Annotated in this window: 20 protein-coding genes, 2 pseudogenes and 1 riboswitch; of the genes and pseudogenes, 6 read left to right on the forward strand and 16 right to left on the reverse strand. The window is 70.5% G+C overall.

All coding sequences use genetic code 11. From position 1 onward, the window contains the following. The first annotated feature begins 5 nt into the window (after window positions 1-5). Window positions 6-1,391, forward strand: a complete 1,386-nt coding sequence (locus tag QM809_RS06005; protein WP_415044900.1) for a glutamate decarboxylase — start codon at window positions 6-8, stop codon at window positions 1,389-1,391. Window positions 1,392-1,767: 376 nt separating this feature from the next. On the opposite strand, the gene thiD is transcribed toward QM809_RS06005, so the two are convergent. The 8 genes from thiD to QM809_RS06045 all read right to left on the reverse strand — a co-directional run bounded on the left by thiD (window position 1,768) and on the right by QM809_RS06045 (window position 9,047). After that, entirely contained in the window at window positions 1,768-2,580 is an 813-nt protein-coding gene (thiD, locus tag QM809_RS06010) for a bifunctional hydroxymethylpyrimidine kinase/phosphomethylpyrimidine kinase (protein WP_415047019.1), read from the reverse strand. Between the two features lie 131 nt (window positions 2,581-2,711). After that, window positions 2,712-4,382 (reverse strand): phosphomethylpyrimidine synthase ThiC, encoded by a 1,671-nt coding sequence (gene thiC, locus QM809_RS06015; protein WP_415047020.1) that lies wholly within the window; start codon window positions 4,380-4,382, stop codon window positions 2,712-2,714. 33 nt (window positions 4,383-4,415) lie between these two features. Next, window positions 4,416-4,528: riboswitch (TPP riboswitch) on the reverse strand. Window positions 4,529-4,900: 372 nt separating this feature from the next. Then, window positions 4,901-5,656, reverse strand: a complete 756-nt coding sequence (locus tag QM809_RS06020) for a siderophore-interacting protein (RefSeq protein WP_415044901.1) — start codon at window positions 5,654-5,656, stop codon at window positions 4,901-4,903. Window positions 5,657-5,839: 183 nt separating this feature from the next. Then, window positions 5,840-6,628, reverse strand: coding sequence for an exodeoxyribonuclease III (locus tag QM809_RS06025; protein ID WP_415044902.1), 789 nt, complete (start codon window positions 6,626-6,628; stop codon window positions 5,840-5,842). Further along, window positions 6,628-7,164: a barstar family protein gene (locus QM809_RS06030; RefSeq protein WP_415044903.1), complete on the reverse strand. Its 537-nt coding sequence runs from the start codon at window positions 7,162-7,164 to the stop codon at window positions 6,628-6,630. The genes QM809_RS06025 and QM809_RS06030 overlap by 1 nt, the downstream gene beginning before the upstream one ends. Further along, window positions 7,161-7,745: a ribonuclease domain-containing protein gene (locus QM809_RS06035; protein ID WP_415044904.1), complete on the reverse strand. Its 585-nt coding sequence runs from the start codon at window positions 7,743-7,745 to the stop codon at window positions 7,161-7,163. Before QM809_RS06035 ends, QM809_RS06030 begins: the two co-directional genes overlap by 4 nt. Before the next feature lie 6 nt (window positions 7,746-7,751). Continuing rightward, window positions 7,752-8,444 (reverse strand): GCN5 family acetyltransferase, encoded by a 693-nt coding sequence (locus QM809_RS06040; protein ID WP_415044905.1) that lies wholly within the window; start codon window positions 8,442-8,444, stop codon window positions 7,752-7,754. A gap of 12 nt (window positions 8,445-8,456) precedes the next feature. Next, a complete protein-coding gene (locus tag QM809_RS06045) occupies window positions 8,457-9,047 on the reverse strand; it encodes a peptide deformylase (RefSeq protein ID WP_415044906.1) in 591 nt (196 codons plus the stop codon). A 196-nt stretch (window positions 9,048-9,243) separates the two neighbouring features. Between QM809_RS06045 and QM809_RS06050 the strand changes: the two genes are divergently transcribed. The 4 genes from QM809_RS06050 to QM809_RS06065 all read left to right on the forward strand — a co-directional run bounded on the left by QM809_RS06050 (window position 9,244) and on the right by QM809_RS06065 (window position 11,981). Then, window positions 9,244-9,558 (forward strand): DUF3263 domain-containing protein, encoded by a 315-nt coding sequence (locus tag QM809_RS06050; RefSeq protein ID WP_415044907.1) that lies wholly within the window; start codon window positions 9,244-9,246, stop codon window positions 9,556-9,558. Between the two features lie 71 nt (window positions 9,559-9,629). Then, window positions 9,630-10,187, forward strand: coding sequence for a LytR C-terminal domain-containing protein (locus QM809_RS06055; RefSeq protein WP_415044908.1), 558 nt, complete (start codon window positions 9,630-9,632; stop codon window positions 10,185-10,187). Window positions 10,188-10,252: 65 nt separating this feature from the next. Beyond that, complete coding sequence (locus QM809_RS06060) at window positions 10,253-10,816, forward strand: hypothetical protein (protein WP_415044909.1); 564 nt, start codon at window positions 10,253-10,255, stop codon at window positions 10,814-10,816. Window positions 10,817-10,850: 34 nt separating this feature from the next. Next, window positions 10,851-11,981, forward strand: coding sequence for a glutamate--cysteine ligase (locus QM809_RS06065; protein WP_415044910.1), 1,131 nt, complete (start codon window positions 10,851-10,853; stop codon window positions 11,979-11,981). A 187-nt stretch (window positions 11,982-12,168) separates the two neighbouring features. Here QM809_RS06065 and mnhG read toward each other — a convergent pair whose 3' ends face one another. From mnhG to QM809_RS06095, 6 genes and pseudogenes are all read right to left on the reverse strand, one after another. Continuing rightward, window positions 12,169-12,528, reverse strand: coding sequence for a monovalent cation/H(+) antiporter subunit G (gene mnhG, locus QM809_RS06070; protein ID WP_415044911.1), 360 nt, complete (start codon window positions 12,526-12,528; stop codon window positions 12,169-12,171). Then, window positions 12,525-12,794, reverse strand: coding sequence for a monovalent cation/H+ antiporter complex subunit F (locus QM809_RS06075; RefSeq protein ID WP_415044912.1), 270 nt, complete (start codon window positions 12,792-12,794; stop codon window positions 12,525-12,527). The genes mnhG and QM809_RS06075 overlap by 4 nt, the downstream gene beginning before the upstream one ends. Further along, window positions 12,782-13,586: pseudogene (locus QM809_RS06080) on the reverse strand (Na+/H+ antiporter subunit E). The gene QM809_RS06075 and the pseudogene QM809_RS06080 overlap by 13 nt, the downstream one beginning before the upstream one ends. Further along, on the reverse strand, window positions 13,583-15,193 hold the full coding sequence (locus QM809_RS06085) for a Na+/H+ antiporter subunit D (RefSeq protein ID WP_415044913.1): 1,611 nt from the start codon (window positions 15,191-15,193) through the stop codon (window positions 13,583-13,585). The pseudogene QM809_RS06080 and the gene QM809_RS06085 overlap by 4 nt, the downstream one beginning before the upstream one ends. Next, window positions 15,190-15,858, reverse strand: a complete 669-nt coding sequence (locus QM809_RS06090) for a Na(+)/H(+) antiporter subunit C (protein WP_415044914.1) — start codon at window positions 15,856-15,858, stop codon at window positions 15,190-15,192. Before QM809_RS06090 ends, QM809_RS06085 begins: the two co-directional genes overlap by 4 nt. Next, window positions 15,855-18,765 (reverse strand): annotated as a pseudogene (locus QM809_RS06095) (Na+/H+ antiporter subunit A). The gene QM809_RS06090 and the pseudogene QM809_RS06095 overlap by 4 nt, the downstream one beginning before the upstream one ends. Before the next feature lie 77 nt (window positions 18,766-18,842). Between QM809_RS06095 and QM809_RS06100 the strand changes: the two are divergent. Beyond that, window positions 18,843-19,262 (forward strand): hypothetical protein, encoded by a 420-nt coding sequence (locus QM809_RS06100; RefSeq protein ID WP_415044915.1) that lies wholly within the window; start codon window positions 18,843-18,845, stop codon window positions 19,260-19,262. Between the two features lie 45 nt (window positions 19,263-19,307). Here QM809_RS06100 and QM809_RS06105 read toward each other — a convergent pair whose 3' ends face one another. Beyond that, window positions 19,308-20,315, reverse strand: a complete 1,008-nt coding sequence (locus QM809_RS06105; protein ID WP_415044916.1) for a CDP-alcohol phosphatidyltransferase family protein — start codon at window positions 20,313-20,315, stop codon at window positions 19,308-19,310. After that, window positions 20,312-21,022: a phosphatidylserine decarboxylase gene (locus tag QM809_RS06110; protein ID WP_415044917.1), complete on the reverse strand. Its 711-nt coding sequence runs from the start codon at window positions 21,020-21,022 to the stop codon at window positions 20,312-20,314. Before QM809_RS06110 ends, QM809_RS06105 begins: the two co-directional genes overlap by 4 nt. Window positions 21,023-21,025: the final 3 nt, after the last annotated feature.

Consider the following 21,025-nt stretch of genomic DNA (forward strand, 5'->3'; position numbering starts at 1 on the left):
CTCGAATGGAGAAAGCCGTGCCCTCCCCCCGTGATCCGATCCACGTCCCGGCCCTCGATCCGCTGGGGGAGGAGCTCGTGCTGCCCCGCGACCGGCTCGGCGACGGTCCGCTGCCGGCCGGCACGGCCTACCAGGTGGTCCACGACGAGGCGATGCTCGACGGCAACTCGCGCCTGAACCTGGCCACGTTCGTCACGACGTACATGGAGACCGAGGCCCGTCGTCTCTACTCGGAGACCGTCGACAAGAACATGATCGACAAGGACGAGTATCCGGCCACCGCGGCCATCGAGGAGCGTTGCTGGCGGATGCTCGGCGACCTCTGGCACGTGCCCGACCCGAACGACGTGATCGGCACGTCCACCGTCGGCTCGTCGGAGGCGGCGATGCTCGGCGGCCTCGCACTGAAGCGGCACTGGCGGGAGCGGCGGAAGGCGGCGGGCGAGTCCACCGCGGAACCCAACCTGGTCCTCTCCACCGCGGTGCAGGTCTGCTGGGAGAAGTTCTGCAACTACTTCGAGGTGGAGCCGCGCTGGGTGCCGGTCGACGAGGACCACTGGTGGCTCGACGGCCACGACCTGGAGAAGTACGTCGACGAGAACACGATCGGCGTCGTGGCGATCATGGGCCAGACCTTCACCGGCGCCTACGAGCCGGTCGAGGCGATCGCGGCGAAACTCGACCGGATCCAGGCCGACACCGGTCTCGACGTGAAGATCCACGTCGACGGCGCGTCGGGCGGATTCGTCGCACCCTTCTGCCAGCCGGAACTGGAGTGGGACTTCCGGGTGGAACGGGTGGTCTCGATCAACGCCTCGGGCCACAAGTACGGGCTGGTCTACCCGGGCGTGGGCTGGGTGGTGTGGCGCGACACCGCGCGGCTGCCGGAGAGCATGGTCTTCCACTGCTCGTACCTGGGCGGCGACATGCCGACGCTGGCGCTGAACTTCTCCCGCCCCGGCGCCCAGGTGCTGCTGCAGTACTACCAGTTCCTCCGGCTGGGGCGTGAGGGCTACCGCGCGGTGCAGCAGGGCTGTCTGGACGTGGCCGGACGACTGGCCTCGGCCATCGGCGACATGGGCCCCTTCGAACTGGTCACCAGGGGCGACACGATCCCGGTGTTCGCCTGGCGGATGAAGGACGGCGCCGACCGCAACTGGACCCTGTACGACCTCCAGGACCGTCTGCGCATGAAGGGCTGGCAGGTGCCGGCCTACCCGATGGCCGACGGTCTGGGCGACGTGGTGCTGCAGCGCATCGTCGTGCGGCACGGCCTGAGCCGGGACCTCGCCGGGGCCCTGATCGACGACATCGCGGCCGCGGTCGCTTTCCTGGAGAACCTCGACGGCCCGATGCCGCACGAGGAGCACCGCGGGTCGTTCCACCACTGACCGGAGTCGCTTCTCGGCACCCGAGTCCTCCTCGGCGCTCGAGCCCTTCTCGGTGATCGAGCGGAGTCGAGATCCTTCGAGTTCCTCCTGGTGGTCTCGACTTCGCTCGACCAGCGAGAGGTGGAGCCCGTCGTCGAGAGGTGGAGCCTGTGGTCGAGAGGTGGAGCCCGTCTCGAGAGGTGGAGCCTGTGGTCGGGAGGTGGAGCCTGTGGTCGGGAGGTGGAGCCCGTCTCGAGAGGTGGCGTCCGTGGTCGAGCGGCGGAGTCCGTCGTCGAGAGTGGGGACTTCTTCGGTGAGAGTCGGAGTCCTGCGGTGAGAGTCGGAGTTCTTCAGCGAGAGCGGGAGCCCTTCGGTGATCGAGCGGAGTCGAGATCGCTCAGCCGTCGGAGCGCAGCCGCCACAGCGGGCTGACCGGGCCGTGTCCCGCGCCGAGCGGATAGGCGTCGGCCAGGCACCGGGTGACCCAGTCCTTGGCGAAGGCCACCGCCTCCGGGACGGTCGTGCCGTGGGCGAGGGCGACGGTCGCCGCGGCGGCCAGGGTGTCGCCGGCGCCGTGGTCGTGCGGGGTGTCCACCCGCGGCGCGTCGAAGGTGGAGAACTCGTCGCCGTCGAACAACAGGTCCGGGCTGCGGTCGCTGCCGCGCAGGTGACCGCCCTTGACCAGCGCCCACCGGGCGCCGAGCCGGTGGAGTTCGCGGGCCGCGGTCTCCTGGCTGGCGCGGTCGACCACGTCGATCCCGGTGAGCAGCCGGACCTCGTCGAGGTTCGGCGTCACCAGGGCGGCCCGCGGGAACAGCAGCTCCACGATCGTGCTGCGCGCGTCGTCGGCGAGCAGCGGATCGCCGTGCATCGACGCGCACACCGGGTCGACGACGAGGGGGATCCCGTCGTCGTGCGCCCCGCCCCGGCCGATCCCGGCGGCGTCGAACGCGGCGGCGACCGCCTCGATGATCGGGGTGGAGGCGAGCATCCCGGTCTTGACCGCGCCGACGCCGATGTCGGAGGCCACCGAATCGATCTGCGCGGCGACGATCTCCGGCGCGATCTCCTGCACGCCGGTCACGCCGAGCGAGTTCTGCACGGTCACCGCCGTGACGGCCACGCATCCGTGGACCCCGGCGAGCGCGAAGGTCCGCAGGTCGGCTTCGAGTCCGGCGCCGCCGCCGGAGTCCGATCCGGCGACGGTCATCGCGCGCACCGGAGTGGCGGCGGGCAGACGTTCGGCGAGGGGCAACGGGTTACCTTTCGACACGGGCACTCACTTCGTTCGCGCCCGACTCGAGGGGCGGCTGGTTCGGTTCACGGGGTGGGGAGCACCGCTCACGGTGCGGCGGGAGTGCCGACGGCTTCCAGGGGCAGGTACACCGCTCCGCCGGCGCGGCGGAACTCGTCGGACTTGGCGGCCATATCGGCCGCGATCTTCGCGTCGATGTCCGCCTGGGTCACCAGGCCGTTCTCCTCGGCGTAGGTGCGGACGTCGGCGGAGATCCGCATCGAGCAGAACTTGGGCCCGCACATCGAACAGAAGTGCGCGGTCTTGGCGGGCTCGGCCGGCAGCGTCTCGTCGTGGTACTCGCGGGCGGTGTCCGGATCCAGGGCCAGGTTGAACTGATCGGTCCAGCGGAACTCGAAGCGGGCCTTGGAGAGCGCGTCGTCGCGTTCCTGCGCCCGCGGATGGCCCTTGGCCAGGTCGGCGGAGTGGGCGGCGATCTTGTAGGTGATCACGCCGACCTTCACGTCGTCCCGGTTCGGCAGTCCGAGATGCTCCTTGGGCGTGACGTAGCAGAGCATGGCGGTGCCGGCCTGGGCGATCATCGCCGCGCCGATCGCCGAGGTGATGTGGTCGTAGGCGGGTGCGATGTCGGTGGCCAGCGGGCCGAGCGTGTAGAACGGGGCCTCCTCGCAGAGCTCCTCCTCCAGGCGCACGTTCTCGGCGATCTTGTGCATCGGGACGTGGCCGGGGCCCTCGATCATCACCTGCACGCCGTGCGCCTTCGCGATCTTCGTGAGCTCGCCCAGGGTGCGGAGCTCGGCGAACTGGGCTTCGTCGTTCGCGTCGGCGATGGAACCCGGCCGCAGGCCGTCGCCGAGGGAGAAGGTGATGTCGTACTTCGCGAAGATCTCGCAGAGCTCGTCGAAGTGCGTGTACAGGAAGCTCTCGGTGTGGTGCGCCAGGCACCACGCGGCCATGATGGAGCCGCCGCGCGAGACGATCCCGGTGACGCGCTTGGCGGTGAGCGGCACGTAACGCAGCAGCACGCCCGCGTGGACGGTCATGTAGTCGACGCCCTGCTCGGCCTGCTCGATCACGGTGTCCCGGTACAGCTCCCAGGTGAGTCTCGCCGGATCGCCCTTGACCTTCTCCAACGCCTGGTACATCGGGACGGTGCCCACCGGCACCGGCGAGTTCCGCATGATCCACTCGCGGGTCAGGTGGATGTCCTTGCCGGTCGACAGGTCCATGATGGTGTCGGCGCCCCAGCGGGTGGCCCACACCATCTTCTCCACCTCCTCGGCGATCGACGACGTGACCGCCGAGTTGCCGATGTTCGCGTTCACCTTCACCGCGAACGCCTTGCCGATGATCATCGGCTCGGATTCGGGGTGCCGATGATTGGCCGGGATCACCGCGCGGCCGGCGGCCACCTCGCTGCGGACCAGTTCGACGTCGACGCCCTCGCGTGCGGCGATGAAACGCATCTCGTCGGTGACGAGTCCGGCCCGCGCCCACGCGAGCTGCGTCGCCGCCGGGTGCCCGGCCTCGGTGGGGACCGGTGCGGGCCGCTGCCACTCGTCGCGGGTCGGCGCCAGACCGCGTTCGACGTCGATCTCCGCCCCGGCGTCGGTGTACGGGCCGGAGGTGTCGTACAGGTCGAGGTGTTCGCCGTTGGTCAGGTGCACCCGGCGCTGCGGGATGCGCAGGTGGCCGTCGTGGCGGTAGTGCTTGGTGCTGCCCTCGATCGGGCCCCGGGTGACGTCGTCGGACGACATGTCGGAGGACGAACGGGCAGCAGAAGACAGATCGGTGCTCAAGAGAACTCTCCCTACGCCGGCATTATCCGGACAGGTTCATGCGGTCGGCGACCGCCTGTCGCCCTCTCAGCCCTCGGTTCGCGAGAGCCCCCGTGTATGTGTGATCGTGCGCCACCCACCCTAGACGAATGATCCCCGGTGTGCGCACTCCGGGAATCGGAGACCCCTCGGCGATCGGGCCCCTCTCGGCGATCGAGACCCTCTCGGTGGTCGAGACCCCTTCGGTGATCGAGGCCCCTCGGCGATCGAGACCCCCTTCGGTGATCGAGCGGAGTCGAGATCCCGATCGGCGCGAAGACTCGCCTCGGGCCGAGGGTGCTCGGCATCCCGGTCAGGGGTGGTCTCGACTTCGCTCGACCAGCGAGGGGGGAGGCTCGACCGGCGAGGGAAGGATCGACCAGGAGGGAAGGCTCGACCAGCGAGGGGGGAGGATCAACCGGCGAGGGGAGGCTCGACCGGCGAGGGGGAGGGGAGGCTCAGCCGAACGACTTGCCCGGCTTCCAGTAGGCCATCGACTTGACGTTCTTGCGGCCGAGACCGAACTCGTTGCGGAAGAGCCCGGTCACCGCGCGGGTGCTCTTGCTGTCCAGGGCCACCCAGCCCCGGTAGCCGGTCGCCTCGATCGTCCCGGCGGCGGATTTCACGGCGTCGACCAGGGCTCTTCCCTCGTCTTCGCGGCGGATCCAGTGGACGGAGTCGTGCGGGCGCAGCCGGAGCGGGAGGTCGCGGTCGGTGTCGTGCTGGTACTCGAACCAGATGTGCGCCGGTGCGGGCGAGGCCGCGGCGGTCAGCGCGTCGAGGATCGAGTTGATCGCGGGCATCGACGCGGTGTCGCCGGCGATCAGCCATCCGGCGGGCAGCGGGTCGCCGAGGTCGAAGTCGCTGCCCATCACCGTCACCGGGAGCACGTCGCCCGGCCGGGCCTGCTGCGCCCAGCGGGCCGCGGCGCCGTCGTGCAGGGCGAATTCGATGTCGAAGGCGTCGGCGGCCGGGTCGGGGTCGACCAGGGTGTAGCCGCGCTGGTGCAGAGCGCCGTCCGCGGAGAACCACGCGCGCACCCACATCGTGGGGTGCACGGGGATCTTCTGCAGGAGTCCGCCGCCGGTGAAGCCGAGTCGCAGGTAGTGGTCGGTGACGGTCTCGGTGCGGGTCACCGTGATCTCGAAGTCGTCCGCGTTGAACAGCTTCAGCACGGCGCCCTGCCATCCGCGCCCCTTGGTCTGTGCGGCCATGTCCACTCCTCATGCTCGACGGCTCGGGTGATCCCGTGCTGCCGAGCCGGCGGGACCACCCCTATTTATTAGGGTACCCTAATCTACGCTGTCGGCGTGGCTCGGAAGTCCCCGAGGCCGCGGCCGGGCGTCGACGCCGGGAACCGTGCCCGGCACGATCCGGAGGAGACCGGCGGAGTCGGGTCAGGACAGGTCGAGGACCAGTGGTGCGTGATCGCTGGCGCCCTGGGCGGCGCGGGCGTCCCGGTCGATGAAGGCGTCGTGGACCCGGTCGTCGAGCGCGGGGGAGCACAGCGCGAAGTCGATGCGCATGCCCTCGTTCTTCGGGAACCGCCCGGCGGTGTAATCCCAGAACGTGTACACGTCCGGGCCCGGGGTGAACGGTGCGGCGCTGTCGACGAAACCCGCCGCCCCGAACGCCCGGAACGCGGCGCGCTCCGGCTCGGTCACATGGGTGCGGCCCGCGAAGTACTCGGGATCCCAGACGTCGTCGTCGGTCGGTGCGACGTTCCAGTCGCCCGCCAGCACGGTCTGGGCGGCCGGGTCGTGCCCGAGCTCCAGCCGGGTGACCCCGGCCAGCGCGTCCAGCCACGCCAGCTTGTACCGGTAGTGCGGGTCGTCCGGCGTCCGGCCGTTGGGCGCGTACAGGCTCCACACGCGCACCCCGGCGCAGGTCGCCGAGAGCGCCCGCGCCTCCGGGGGCGCCCCGGGCTCCAGTGAGGGCTGGCCGTCGAACCCGCGGTGGACGTCGTCGAGGCCCACCCGCGAGGCGATGGCGACGCCGTTGTAGCCGCCCTCGCCGTAGAGCGCGACGTCGTAGCCCTCGGCGAGGAAGCTCATCACCGGGAACTGGTCGTCACGGCATTTGGTCTCCTGCAGCGCGAGCACGTCGACGGCGTGTCGGCTCATCCAGGCCACCACCTGCTCCGAGCGGGCCCGGATGGAGTTGACGTTCCAGGTGGCGATCCGCATCAGGCGCCTTCGAGCAGGGTCGGCGGGGCGCCCGCGGCCGCCCACCGGGTGACCAGCCGGTCGACGTGCGCCGCCTCGGTGTGCAGGAGCAGCCCGAACTCGAGGGGCTGCGGGCGGTCGGCGTTGTACGCGTTCGGCGTGCGGTAGTCGTCGCGGTACTCCGCCTGGGATCCGGCGAACCACGCGAAGTCGTCGGGGGCGGCGTCGACCAGGAAGTTCTCGCCGTGCGTCACGATCGTCAGGAATCCGGCCGGGCGGGCGCCGGTCGCGGTGCGCAGCGCGCCGCCGTCCAGATCGCCGATCACGTCGTCGAACGAGTCCATGCCGTGCCAGAAGTGGTCCGGGAACTGCCACGCCTGCGCGTACTGGTCGTACATGCCGTCCAGCGTCCGCATGGCGTCGCCGTCGAGCCGACGCACCACCAGTCCGTGTTCGAGGTCCAGATCCAGATTCACCGTGACCGGTGCGGTCGTCACGGCCACGGCCGGGCCGCCCCGCAGGGTCGCGTGCAAGAAGGAGCCCAGATCACTGCTCATGCCGATGGTCCTCTGATCTGCTTGAAGCTGCGGTAATGGTCCAAGGTGTACCAGGCGCTGCCGTCGTTCGCGGTGATGATCCGCTCGGCATCGCGTCCCCGGTTCGGTTTCTTCGGATTCACGTCCCACTCCTGGAACCGCAGCCGTTTGCCGCCCGCGCCGGTGCGGGGCAGCAGGCCCTCGTGGTTGCCGAAGTTCCGGCCGCCCTGGGTGCCCGGGGCGTTCGCCGCATCGGGCCAGTCCCCGGCGTCGATCAGGGCGAGGGTGTCGAGCACGCGCTGCGGGACCTGGCCGGACGGGCTCTGCGCGGCACGCGACGCGGACGACTTCGCGGACGGCTTCCCGCTCGGTGCGGACGGCTTGGGCGCGGTGCTCCGCGCGGTCGTGCCCGAGGCGGGCGTCGCGGCCGGAGCCGTGGCCGAGGCCGTCCGGGACAGACCCGCCGCGCCCGTGGCATCGGTCGGCTTCTCGTCCGCGGACAGCCACCACGTGAGGCCGGTCACGAGGAGGAGGACGACGATGCCGCCGGCCGCCGACAGCAGCTTGCGCAACGGTGAGGTCGATTCAGGGGTGGTGCTCATCGTGGTTCACCGTAGGCGATCGGGCCGGTGCAGGCGATCGCCGCCCGGCGAATCGGTCCGCGCGGTCGGCAGATCCACGACGGCGACGGTGTGATGCAGCCGGTATCCGCGTTCCCGCCACCGGGTCCGCGCGGGCAGATCGTCGCCCGCGAGTTCCACCGGATCGCCGTCCGGGCCCACGAGGACCTCGTGCTCGGCGGTCGCCGGTGCGGGAAGGTCGGCCGTCCGCAGCAGCCGATCGGCGACGACGACCCGTCCGGGCAGTCCGCGTTCGGCGTACCAGGCGGCGATCCGGTCCAGCGCCGCGGCCGCGGCCCCGAACTCGATCGGCACCGCGGCGCAGGCGCGCGGATCCTGCGCGCCCGGCGTGGCCGACAGCGTCCAGCCGTCGATCTCGGCGCGCTCGGCGGCGGGCACCGCGTCGGTCAGGACGCGTTCGACGGCCCGGATCTGCGCATTGCGCACCGTCCGCGCCGACAGCGTGCGGAGCGAGGTGATCGCCTCGGCGGGGACGGTCTCGATGCGGCCGTCGCGCTCCACGACCAGTCCGTCGGGTCCGCGTTCCACCAGGAAACCCGTCAGGTCCGACAGCGTCGGGGTGTGCGCGAGGGCGGGATTCGGGGCCTCCCGCCAGTCGTCCGGGCCGCCCGCGCCGAGGCGGTAACGCACGACGACGCGGTCACCGGGCAGCGGATCCATGTCGGCGCCGGATCAGCCGTCGTGCCCGAAGGGGTCGGCGACGCTGCCGGGCAGCCAGGTGAGGCCGGGCTTGCCCCAGCCGTTGCGCTTGATGGCCTTCTTCGCGGCGCGGGCGTTCCGGCCGACCAGCACGTCGACGTAGAGGAACCCGTCCAGGTGGCCGGTCTCGTGCTGGAGCATGCGGGCGAAGAAGCCGTTGCCCTCGAGCTCCACCGGCGCGCCGTCGCGGTCGGTGCCGACCACCTTGGCCCAGTCGGCGCGGCCGGTCGGGAAGCCCTCGCCCGGCACCGACAGGCAGCCCTCGTCGTTGTCGTCGGGGTCGGGCATGGTCTCGGGGATCTCCGAGGTGGTCAGCACCGGGTTGATCACCTCGCCGCGCCGGCGGCCGGGGCCGTCGGGGCAGTCGTAGACGAACATGCGCAGACCTCGACCGACCTGGTTGGCGGCCAGACCGACGCCGTTGGCGGCGTCCATCGTCTCGTACATGTCGTCGAGCAGCTCGACGATCTCGGGGGACGGCCGACCGGCGCCGTCGAGTTCGACCGGGGTGGTCGGCTGATGCAGCACGGGCTCGCCGACGATGCAGATGGGGAGAATCGCCATGGGAGAAGACTCTACTGAACGCCGCGCCGGTGAGTCCTGCACGTCGATGCCGGTGTCGCCGTGATTGAATGTCAAGGCGAAACCACTCCGCTGTCATCCGGCCCCCTGCACGAGCCTCTCGAACTCCGATCGAGGGTCCGACGGTCGAGGGCCGCAGTGACCCGCCCCACGAAATCATGAAGGAAAGGGACATTCGGTGTCGAACGGCTCTGCCGCCCCTCAGCCGGTCCAGCCAGATCCGCACGAGGTCGGCTCCGACGGCCTGACTCGACGAGAGCGCGACATCCTTGCCTTCGAGCGTCAGTGGTGGAAGTACTCCGGGTCCAAGGAGAACGCGATCAAGGAGTTGTTCTCGCTCTCGTCGACGCGCTACTACCAGCTCCTGAACGCCCTGGTGGACCGTCCCGAGGCGCTCGCCGCCGATCCGATGCTGGTGAAACGGCTCCGCCGGGTGCGGGCCTCCCGGCAGAAGGCGCGCGCTGCCCGTCGCCTGGGTTTCGAGATCACCTGAGACGAGATCCGCTGAGCCCTTAGGCCCGTCTCTGCACGGCCCGACGGGCCGCGTGGGTTAGAGTTGCCCTGATGAAAGCTGACCGCGATTCCAACCGCCTGCCGTATCGTGCCGGCGCCATGGTGCTGCTCGCTGTCGCCGTGGTGTTCATCGGCCTCGGCTGGCATTCGGCTGCTACCACCGGCGACGAGTCCGCCAAGAACAAGCTCGAGCACGCCGGGCAGAGCGCCCCGGCCAGTGTGCCCGCATCGTCGACCGCCGAGAGCAAGACCTCCGCGGCCACGAAGACGAGCACGACGTCCTCGAAGCGGTCCGGCACGTCGACCACCCGGGCCGATGCCGCCACCGGTGCCACGCCGAAGATCTGCGTCCTGAACATCGGCGTCATCCGCGGCCTGGCGCAGGAGGTCTCCGATCACCTGAAGGCCGAGGGCTTCAAGATCGGCACCAAGCCCGCCAACTACATCACCAGCAGCGTGACCGAGAACACCGTCTTCTACGGCAGCGGTCAGGAGTCCGCGGCCGAGAAGGTCGCGGCCTCGGTGCCCGGCGGCGCCGTCGTCGAGGAGCGCCCGTCGGCGTTCACCCGCTGCCCCGGGGAACTCGCCGTCGTCGTCACCAGCCGCTGACCCGGTCCCGCACGTCGCCCGAAACCCAGCCCCAGCCCCGCAATAACCCTGCCGAAGGAGCCGACATGACCACCCGCCTCACCAACGGTGTCTCGACCAAGCGTGCACTCGCTTTCCTCGCGGCCGCCGGCCTGGCCGGTGCGGCCCTGACCGCCTGCTCGCCGCCGAACGAGCAGCCGGCCGACAAGGATGCCAAGGGCACCACCCCCGCGGTGGTCACCGGAAACCAGGCCATCCCCGGTGAGCTCGTGAACGCCGACGACGTCCCCGCCGAGGCCACCGCCGCCGTCGGCACCTTCACGCTGATCCAGAAGGAGGGCAAGGTGGTCGGCGCAGGCAGCTTCGTCGACACCCAGGGCGGCACCAAGCTGACCATGCGGGTCGACGGCCTGAGCAAGGGCCAGCACAAGGTGGAGGTCCGCAACGCCAAGGAGTGCTTCGCCGGCGGTGCGGCCGCGGTGATCTCCGGCGGCAACCTGCCGGGCCTGGTGGTCGACGACCACGGCTCCGGCTCGGCCAACCAGACGGTCTCGGTGAAGATCGCCGACCTCAACGAGAAGATCCTGGTCGTCACCGAGTCGGCGACGGGCAGCGAGCCCATCGCCTGCGGCGTGATCGCTGCCAACTGATCCGCGCCCCGCGCATCGTCGAGAGGGGACCGTCGTGAGCGGGATCGAGCCCATCGAGTTCCGGCCTTCACCCGCCCCCACCCTCGGGGTGGAGTGGGAGCTGGCCCTGGTGGATCGGGAGTCCCGTGATCTGGTCAACGCGGCCGCGCCGCTGTTCGACCTGATCGCGGCCCGGGGGATCGAACGCGCCGACCGGATCCACAAGGAGTTGCTGCGCAACACCGTGGAACTGGTCACCGGCATCTGCACCACCACCGCCGAGGCCATGGACGATCTCGGCCGGACGCTGGAACAGGTCCGGACGCTGACCGACGAACTCGGCATCGACCTGTACGGCGCCGGAACCCACCCCTTCGCCGAATGGTCGGCGCAGCAGCTCACCGAGGGGCACCGGTACGCCGAACTGATCGAGCGCACCCAGTGGTGGGGTCGTCAGATGCTGATCTGGGGCGTGCACGTGCACGTCGGGATCGACGATCGTGACAAGGTGCTGCCGATCATCGACGCGCTGCTGCACTACTATCCGCACCTGCTGGCGCTCTCGGCGTCGTCGCCCATGTGGGCCGGGCAGGAGACCGGTTACGTGAGCAATCGCGCGATGATGTTCCAGCAGCTGCCCACCGCGGGCCTGCCCTTCCAGTTCCGGACGTGGCCGGAGTTCGAGTCCTTCGTGCACGACCAGAAGACCACCGGGATCATCGATCACCTCAACGAGATCCGCTGGGACATCCGGCCGTCGCCGCACCTGGGCACCATCGAGGTGCGGGTGTGCGACGGCGTCTCGAATCGTCGTGAACTGGCCGCGCTGGTGGCCCTGACCCACTGCCTCGTCGTCGATCTGAGCCGCCGGATGGACGCCGGTGAACGACTCCCGCAGATGGCGCCCTGGCTGGTCCAGGAGAACAAGTGGCGGGCCGCCCGGTACGGACTGGACGCGATCATCATCCAGAACTCGGCCTGCGAGGAACGCCTGGTCTCCGACGACCTCGCGGACCTGCTGGTGCGCCTGGCCCCCGTCGCGGAGGACCTCGGCTGCACCGACGAGCTCGCCTCGGTCGGCGAGATCGTCCGGCGCGGCGCCAGCTATCAGCGGCAGCGCGCAGTGTACGCCGTCTCCGGCGACCAGCGCGACGTGGTGGCCTCCGTCGTCGCCGAACTCGACTGACCCGCCCGCGCACCGCGCCCCTGCGTCGACGGGGCGTTCTCCGGGAGACCCTTCGACTCGGTTCGTCACTGCGTTCCTCCCCGGCTCAGGGAGCGGAAGGGCGGCCGTCTGGGAGGTCTGTCATCCCTACGCTCTCTGCACCGCACGTGAGCGGAGCGAGCCCGCGTGTCGAAGGGGCCGCGACCGCTCAGCCCTGCGCGCGTCGGTTCTTGTTCTCTTCCCGGCGCTGGACGCACAGCTGCGACTCGTCGAGCAGCTCCTCGCCGCTGCGCTGCTCGCGGTAGGCCAGCCGGCCCACGCGCTGGGCGATCACCGGGGCGGTGATCAGGGTGAACAGCGCGGTGAGCACCAGCATGCCGCTGTCGGCGTGGCCGGCGACCTTGATCAGCGTGCCGATCAGGATCATGCTCATCCCGAAGGTCTGCGGCTTGGTGGCGGCGTGCATCCGAGAGAGGGTGTCGGGGAAACGCACGATGCCCAGCGCCGCGGTGAGCGCGAGCAGGCTGCCCAGGAGGATGAGGCAGGCGGAGACGATGTCGCGGATCATTCGTCGTCCCTCACTCGGAAGCGGGCCACCGAGATGGACCCGATGAAGCTGATCAGCGAGAGCGCCACGATCGCCGGGACGATCGTGGTGTCGAGGGTCGCGGCGATCCACACCGCCAGGGCGCAGATGATCAGGGCGACCAGGGTGTCGATCCCCACCAGGCGGTCGAGGGTCGACGGTCCGCGCAGGCAGCGGTACAGGGTCAGCAGGACGGCCGCCATGAGCATGGCGCCGCTGACGGTCCAGACGATCGTCACGGCTTCCACCGTTCCTTCCGGTGTCCGGGCCGGTCGGGGTCGGATTCGGCCACCCGTCGGCGTTCGGAGTAGGCGACGTGATGGTAGTCGTCGTCGATCCCGTGGAACGGGCTCGGAATGCCATTCGCTGTCGCGCTCGAAGGTCTTGATGAACTGGCGTTCCACGTAGGCCATCTGCTTGCGGAACGCATCCACCTGGCGCTGGGTCCGGACGTCGAAGACGTGGATGTACAGCATGCGGTGCACGTGATCGATCTCGACGACCATGGTGCCGGGCACCAGGTTCAGGTAGTCGACGGCCAGGGTGAGCACCAGATCCGATTTGAGGGCGACGTGGACGCGGACCACGCAGCCCAGCGGCGGCGGCCCGGGGCGGACGGCGGCCCAGGCGACCTGCGCCGAGGAGATGAAGAAGTTCCAGATCAGGGTGAGGAACAGGTGCAGTGCGGCGATCGGGTGGACACGGCCCTCGACGGGCACGCGCGGCAACGGCAGCACGGTGAGCACCAGGATGCCGATGAGCACGCCGACGACGACGTTGCCCCAGGTGATCGACCCCCACAGCAGCACCCAGACGAAGGCGATCCAGGAGACGCCCCAGAGGCGGACGCAGAACTCGCGCAGATCGCCGCCGAGCCATCGGGGGGTGTGCAGCCGGGCGGCGAGCCAGACGACCGCGGCGGCGACCGGCCACGCGAACGAGACCACGGCCGTGCGCCAGAGCCGACCGAGGAACGCCGGGATCGGACGTTTGCCGACCGGTCTCGGCTGCGGCCTGTCGGGGTAGGGGGTGTTGCTCACTCGCCGTCACCTCCCAGGACCGAGTGGATGTACGGGGTACGCTGGATGAGGTCGTCGGCGGCGTCGTCGGTGAAACCGAAGATGGGACCGGCCCAGACGGTCAGGGCCAGGCCCGCGGCCACCATGAGTCCGGTGGGCACCACCATGGCGATCGGCATGCGGCCGACGTCCTCGCGTTCGGCCAGCTCCACGTCGGTGCCCTCGGGCACCAGGGCGGAGGCGGTGCTGTTGGTGATGCCGCCCTCGGGGGCGTCGGCGCGCGGCCGCCAGAAGGCCTTGGTCCACACGCGGGCCACCACGTACAGGGTGAGCAGGCTGGTTACCACGCTGCCCCCGATCAGCAGCCACGCCAGCACCGAACCGTCCCGGGCGCCGCCCTCGAGCAGCGCCACCTTGCCGATGAACCCGGAGAAGGGCGGGATGCCGCCCAGGTTGAGCGCCGGGATCAGGAACAGCGCGGCGAGCACGGGGCTGGCGATCAGTCCGCCGAGCCTGCGCAGCGAGGCCGAACCGGCCTGCCGCTCGATCAGGCCGACCACCAGGAACAGCGTGGTCTGGACCAGGATGTGGTGGGCCACGTAGTAGACGGCCGCCGACATCGACGCGGTCGACCCCACCGCGATGCCGAAGATCATGTAGCCGATGTGGCTGACCAGGGTGAACGACAGCAGACGTTTGATGTCCGACTGCGCGATGGCGCCGAGGATGCCGACGAACATGGTCAGCAGGCCGGCGATCATCAGCAGGCCGTCCAAACTCCCGCCGGGGAACAGCAGGGTGGTGGCGCGGATGATCGCGTACACGCCGACCTTGGTGAGCAGGCCGGCGAACACCGCGGTGACCGGGGCGGGCGCGGTCGGGTACGAGTCGGGCAGCCACGTCGACAGCGGGAAGACGGCGGCCTTGATGCCGAAGGCCACCAGCAGCACCGCGAACAGGGCGTTGCGGGTGCCCGACGGGACGTCGTCGAGCCGGACCGCCATCTCGGCGAGGTTGAGCGTGCCGGTGGTCGAGTAGGCGAAGGCGATCCCGGCCAGGAAGATCAGCGACGAGACCATCGAGACCATCACGTACGACGCTCCCGCGTGCACCCGGTCGGCGCTGGCGCCCAGCGTCAGCAGCACGAAGCTGGCCGCGAGCAGCACCTCGAACGAGACGTACAGGTTGAACAGGTCGCCGGCGAGGAAGGCGTTGCACACGCCCGCGGTCAGGATCAGGTACGACGGCAGGAAGATCGACACCGGCTGCTGGGTGGTGCCGTCGCGGATGCCCTGCCCGATGGCGTACACGACGACGCAGAGGAGCACCGTGGTCGAGACCACCAGCATCAGGGCGGCCAGCCGGTCCACGACCAGCGTGATGCCGAGCGGACCGTTGGGGTACCCCTTGTCGCCCCAGCCGCCGATCTTGACCGCGTACGGTCCGTGGGTGCTGGTCAGGTAGAGCATCATCGACGACGCGATCAGCGCGGTGCCGATGGCGCCGACGGTCACCGCGCGCTGGAAGCGCGGGCTGCGGCCGCGCAGCAGGGTCAGGGCGGCGCCGAGCAGCGGGACGAGCGTCGGCAGCGCGATGAGGATCGGGATCCAGGAGGGCTGGGGGATCACGGTGTCTCCCTCCCGGTCCGGTCGTCGTCTCCGGGGCGGTCGTCCCCGATGCGGTCGTCGTCGTTGTGGTGGTCGGTGTGGTCGTTGTCGTCGTCGGGCATCTCGTCGGGGCTGTAGCCGGGCAACCGGTCGATCACCGCGGCGTCCTCGGGCATCAGGTCGGTCTCGATCACGCCGCGGTGCGCCGCGGCGTACTCCTCGGGGGTGAGGGGATTGCCCTGGTCGTCGAACAGGTCGCCCGCGACGGTGTCGGCACCGGTCTCCGGGTCGTCGCTGCGGTCCCGGTCGGGGAAGTCCTTGAGCGAGCCGGTGAGCAGCTTGACGTCCTCGGAGTCGTCCTCGAGATCGTCGTCCTGCCGGTTGATCAGGAACAACCGGTAGGTGAGCGCGAGCACGAACGCGGCCACCCCCATGGTGATGACGATCGCGGTGAGCACCATCGCCTGGGCGAGGGGATCGGCGTCGCCGGCGGCTCCGGCGCTCTCGGCGCCGCGGATCGGGGGATTGCCAGGGAGTCCGCCGAGGGTCACGATCAAGATGTTGATGCCGTTGCCGACCAGCATCAGGCCGAGCAGCATGCGCACCAGGCTGCGTTCCATCAGCAGGTAGACGCCGCACGCGGCGAGGACGCCGGCGACGATCAGCAGTCCGAGGTTCACGCTCATCGGACGGCCTCCTCGGCGGGCACGGTGCAGTCGCCGGGCACGGCGGCGACGCTGTCGGAGGCGGTCGGGGCGTCCGGCAGGTCCAGGCGGGCGCCCAGGCTGCGCAGGACGTCGAGCACCAGGCCGACGACGATCAGGTAGATCCCCACGTCGAAGAACATCGCGGTCACCACGTGCACCTCGCCGAAGATCGGGAGGTGCAGGTCGACGACGGCCGAGGAGAGCGCCGGGGCGCCGAGGGCCAGCGAGGTGACCGCGGTGGACGCCGAGATCAGCAGGCCCGCGCCGAGGATGGTGCCCGCCTCCACCGGCAGCGCCTCGCCGAGTTCGTAGCGGCCGCCGGCCAGATACCGGAGCACCAGGGCCAGGCCCATCACCAGGCCGCCGGCGAAGCCGCCGCCGGGGGCGTTGTGCCCGGCGAAGAAGAAGTACAGCGAGACCACGACCAGGGTCGGGAAGATCAGCCGGGTGGTGGCCTCCAGCACCATCGAGCGGTGCTTCGGATTGCCCAGTTCGCTGCCGAGGAGCCAGGTGGTGCGGTCCGGGATCAGATCGTCCTCGTCGAGTCCGGCCGCGCTGCGGGCGACGTCGGTGACGCGCGGCGCGGCGCCGAAACGTCTGCTCCGGAAGACCATCGAGGCGACACCGGTCGCGGCGACGATGAGGACGGAGATCTCGCCGAGGGTGTCCCAGGCGCGGATGTCGACCAGCAGCACGTTCACGCTGTTGCCGCCGTGGCCGTACTCGTAGGCGGCCTCGGCCAGGTCGACGAAGAGCGGTTCCGCCGAGCGGGCGGCCGCGGCGAACAGGCCGACCAGCACCAGGGTGGCGCCGAACGCGATGCCGATCAGGGCGCGCAGCGGGCGGAAACCGGTCTTGTGCCGCGGCTGCGGCTCGGACGCGAGCTTGCGCAGCACCAGCACGAAGATCACCAGGGTGAGGCTCTCCACCAGGAACTGGGTGAGGGCCAGGTCGGGGGCGCCGTAGATCGCGAACAGCGCGCCGCAGCCGTAGCCGGTGACGCCGACGGTCAACGCGCCGGCGAGGCGGTTGCGCAGCATGGTCGTGGTGAGCGCGGCGGCCACGATCACGACGCCGATCACGATCTGCCAGACGTTGTCGAAGCCGCGCAGTGCGAGGTCGGTGCGCGAGCCGAGGAAGAGCAGGACGAGCGGCATGATCACCGCGGTCGAGAGGACCACGCCCTGGGTGATCGGCAGGCTGCCGCGCTGGGTGTTCCGGGTGACCCAGAGCGAGAGGGTGTCGGCCCAGCGCAGGATGCGGTCGTAGGCGTGGTCGGCGTTGAGCCGCGGCGGGTGGTCGAACAGGTGGTCGCGGATCCGGCGGAGCGTCAGGAACAGGGCCGCACCGGCGACGACGACGATGATCGAGAAGACCACCGGCAGGCCGAAACCGTGCCACATCGCGAGGTGTTCGAGGTGCCGGCCGTGATCGGGCAGGGTCTTCGCGTACGGCTCCACGTAGGAGCTGATCCACGGGGCGGCGAAGGCGGTCACGACGCCGAGTCCGGCCAGCAGCAGGGGCGGCAGCTGGAACATCGCCGACGGCGGATGGAGCTGGGCGACGGGGCGGGTCGGCAGGGTGCGGACCTTGCGGCCGAACGCGCCCCACAGGAAACGCGTGGTGTAGGCGAAGGTCAGCACCGAACCGAGGACCAGCACCAGGTCGACGGCGTGCGCCAGGGCCGGGGGGTACGCGCCGGTGTCCCACAGGGCGCCGAACGCCGTCTCCTTGCCGACGAAGCCGAACGTGAACGGCAGGCCGGCCATCGAGGCGCCGGCCACCGCGGCGATCCCGGCCAGCACCGGGAGCCGGTGCCCCAGGCGGGCGAGCCTGCGGATGTCGCGGGTGCCCGTCGAGTGATCGATGATGCCGACCACCATGAACAGGCAGGCCTTGAACATCGCGTGCGCGATCACCATCGCCAGACCGGCCAGGGCGACCGACTCCGCGCCGACGCCGACGAGCACCATCATGAAGCCCAGCTGGGAGACGGTGCCGAAGGCCAGGATGAGTTTCAGGTCGAGTTCGCGCAGTGAGCGCCAGCCGCCGAGCAGCATGGTGAGCAGGCCCAGACCCACCACCAGGACCTGCCAGCTGACCTGCTCGTGGAATCCGGGGGACAGGCGGGCGACCAGGTCAGATGCCGGCCTTGACCATCGCCGCGGCGTGCAGGTAGGCGCTGACCGGCGTGGGGGCGGCCATCGCTCCCGGCAGCCAGAAGTGGAACGGCACGATCGCCGACTTGGTGAGCGCGCCGATCAGGATCAGGGCGACCGCCACGGCCGCGTAGACGCCGTTCGGCGGGTTCGCGACCACCTCGGACAGCAGGTAGCTGCCGGTGCGCTCGCCCAGCATGATGATGCCGACCAGCATGGCCAGACCGCCGAAGGTGGTCACCAGCAGGGCCTGGGTGGCGGCGCGGCGCGACGTCGCACGATAGCCGTAGTAGCCCACCAGCATGAACGAGAGCACCGTGGTGGCTTCCCAGAACACGTACAGGAGCAGCATGTTGTCGCTCACCACGAGGCCGAACATCGCGGCGGCGAAGGCGACGAGCTCGCCGCCGAACACCTCGACGCGCCTGCGCATCGTGTCGAAGTAGTTGGCGCAGTAGACCAGGACCAGCGAGCCGACGCCGAGGATCAGCACCGAGAGGACCGCCGACAGGGTGTCCAGGCGCAGGTCGATGTTCAGCTGCAGGCTCGGCACCCATTCGACGGTCTGCGTCAGGGGCTCGTCGGCGGGCGGCCAGTGGCACAGCAGCCAGATCAGCGCACCGGCCGGCATCAGAGCCAGCACATGGAATCCGCGCGTGCCCAGGCCACGCATGATCGGCGGCGCGAGCAGCGCACCGATGGCCAGCGCGATCAGGACCAGAATCAAGAGGCACTCCGTCGGTCGAGAGGCGGGCGGGGTGTCGAGAGAAGCATCAGTACCCCTCTTACTCTACCGTTTGGACCATGTGGTCATTACGGAGAGCCCTTCTGGCAGCGCTGCTGGCGGTCGTCGCGTTGACCGGCGCGACGGCGTGTGGTTCCGACGACGCGGCCGCGCCGCCCGGCGTCGCGCTGCCCGACGACTTCCCGTCGGATCAGGTGCCGTTGGTCGGCGGGACGGTGCAGAGCGCCGAGCGCACCGACACCGGCTCGTGGTCGGTCACCGTGCAGGCCCCGGCGAACGACGGCAACGGGTACGACAACGCGGTGAAGAAGCTCACCGACGCCGGTTACCGCGAGTCCAGCACCATCAACACCGGTCGTGAGCGCGGCGTGATGATGCAGAGGGAGACCGACGAGGGGACCTACTGGGTCACGGTGGGCATCAGCGCGGCGGCCCAGGGCGGCCAGAGCACGGTGCTGTACACGGTCACGCGGGCCTGACGGACGGACTCCTCCTCCGCTTCGTCGGCGATCGTCTCCTCGAGTTCAGTCCCCGGGCTGGTCGCGGCGTTCCGGGCGGCGCAGCCGCAGACGCGCCGACGACTTGCGCACCGGGATCACTCGGCGGCGGGTGCCGGCGGCGACGGCCGCCCGACGATCGTCCCGGCGTTGACGACGGCGCGCGTGCGGCGCGTAGTCCCAGTACTCCGGGCGCGAACTGATCCACCGCTGCATGCGCCAGGCGAACGGGATGTGCGCCAGATACCCGAGCACCAACACCACCATCAGGGCGTACGGGAAGGTGAACAGCAGTGCGGCGGCGGTCGCCACCAGGATCAGGGCGGGCGCCACCATGCGCGGCCGCAGCTTGGCCGACTTGAAGCTGAACGTCGGCACCCGGCTCACCGCGAGCAGTGCCACGAACACCAGCCAGCATCCGACGAACACCGGGCTGGTCCACGGACCGTCGCCGAACTGCTCGGCGAGCCCGATCGGCAGCAGCACCGTCACGGCGGCCGCCGGAGCGGGCACCCCGACGAAGAAGTCCTTGGTGTAGGCGGGGGCATCGTCGTCGTCGAGCAGCGTGTTGAAACGGGCCAGCCGCAGGATGATCGCGGAACAGTAGACGAGGACCGGCATCCAGCCGACGTTCTTGTCGAGGTCGGTCTCGTCGCGGAACATGAGGGTGTAGACCATCACCGCGGGGGCCACCCCGAAGTTGACGGCGTCGGCCAGGGAGTCGAGTTCGGCGCCCATCCGGCTGGTGGCGTCCATCATCCGGGCCACCCGGCCGTCGAGTCCGTCGAGGACGGCGGCGGCCGCCAGGAGGAGCATCGCCGGGTGGGCCTCGCCCGCCTCGCCGAAGCGCATCGCGGTGAGCGCGGCGCACAGCGCGAGGATGGTGATCGCCGACGGCACCACCAGTCGGCCGGCCCGGGACCTCTCCCCGGCCGCGGCGCGACGACTCCGGGGGCGACCGGCGACCGGGCCCTCCCGGCGCTTGCGGGTGCCGGCGACCCGCGGAGTGCGGCGGACCCGGTCGCGGTCGCTCATCGCGGCAGTTCCGCGATCACGGTCTCGGCGCCGACGGTGCGCTGGCCCACGGAGACCTTCGCGACGGTGCCCGCGGGCAGATACACGTCGACGCGGGAGCCGAAGCGGATCAGTCCGTAGGTGTCGCCGACGACGACCGGCTCCCCCGGGCCCACCTCGCACACGATGCGGCGGGCGATCAGGCCGGCCAGCTGCACGACGCCGATCTGCTCGCCCGCCTCGCTGCGCAGCCGCAGGCAGGTGCGCTCGTTGCGTTCGCTGGCCTCGGGCAGATCGGCGGACAGGAACTCGCCCGGCGTGTGCTGGACGACCTCCACCACACCCGAGATCGGGATGCGCTGGACGTGGACGTCGAACACCGACAGGAAGGTGCTCACCCGCGGCAGCGGCTCGGACCCGAGGCCGAGTTCGGCGGGCGGGACGGCGTGGTCGACCAGGGCGACGGTGCCGTCGGCCGGGGCCACCACGGCCCCGGGGGCGGTCGGCGGGACGCGCGACGGATGACGGAAGAACAGCGCGCAGGCACCGGTCAGGGCCAGCGCGGGCCGGGCGATCCACTTGCGTTTGCGGCCGAGCAGGGCCACCGCGGCGCTGCCGGCCACGAAGGGCACCCCCTTGGGGTGGATCGGCGGGACCGTCTCCTGGATCAGATCGAGCAGATGGGCGGGCCCGGTGCGGTCGCCGGGCTGCGCGGGGCGTCGGGCCACGGC

The organism is Gordonia sp. (in: high G+C Gram-positive bacteria), from assembly GCF_047600385.1.
Lineage (GTDB): Bacteria > Actinomycetota > Actinomycetes > Mycobacteriales > Mycobacteriaceae > Gordonia.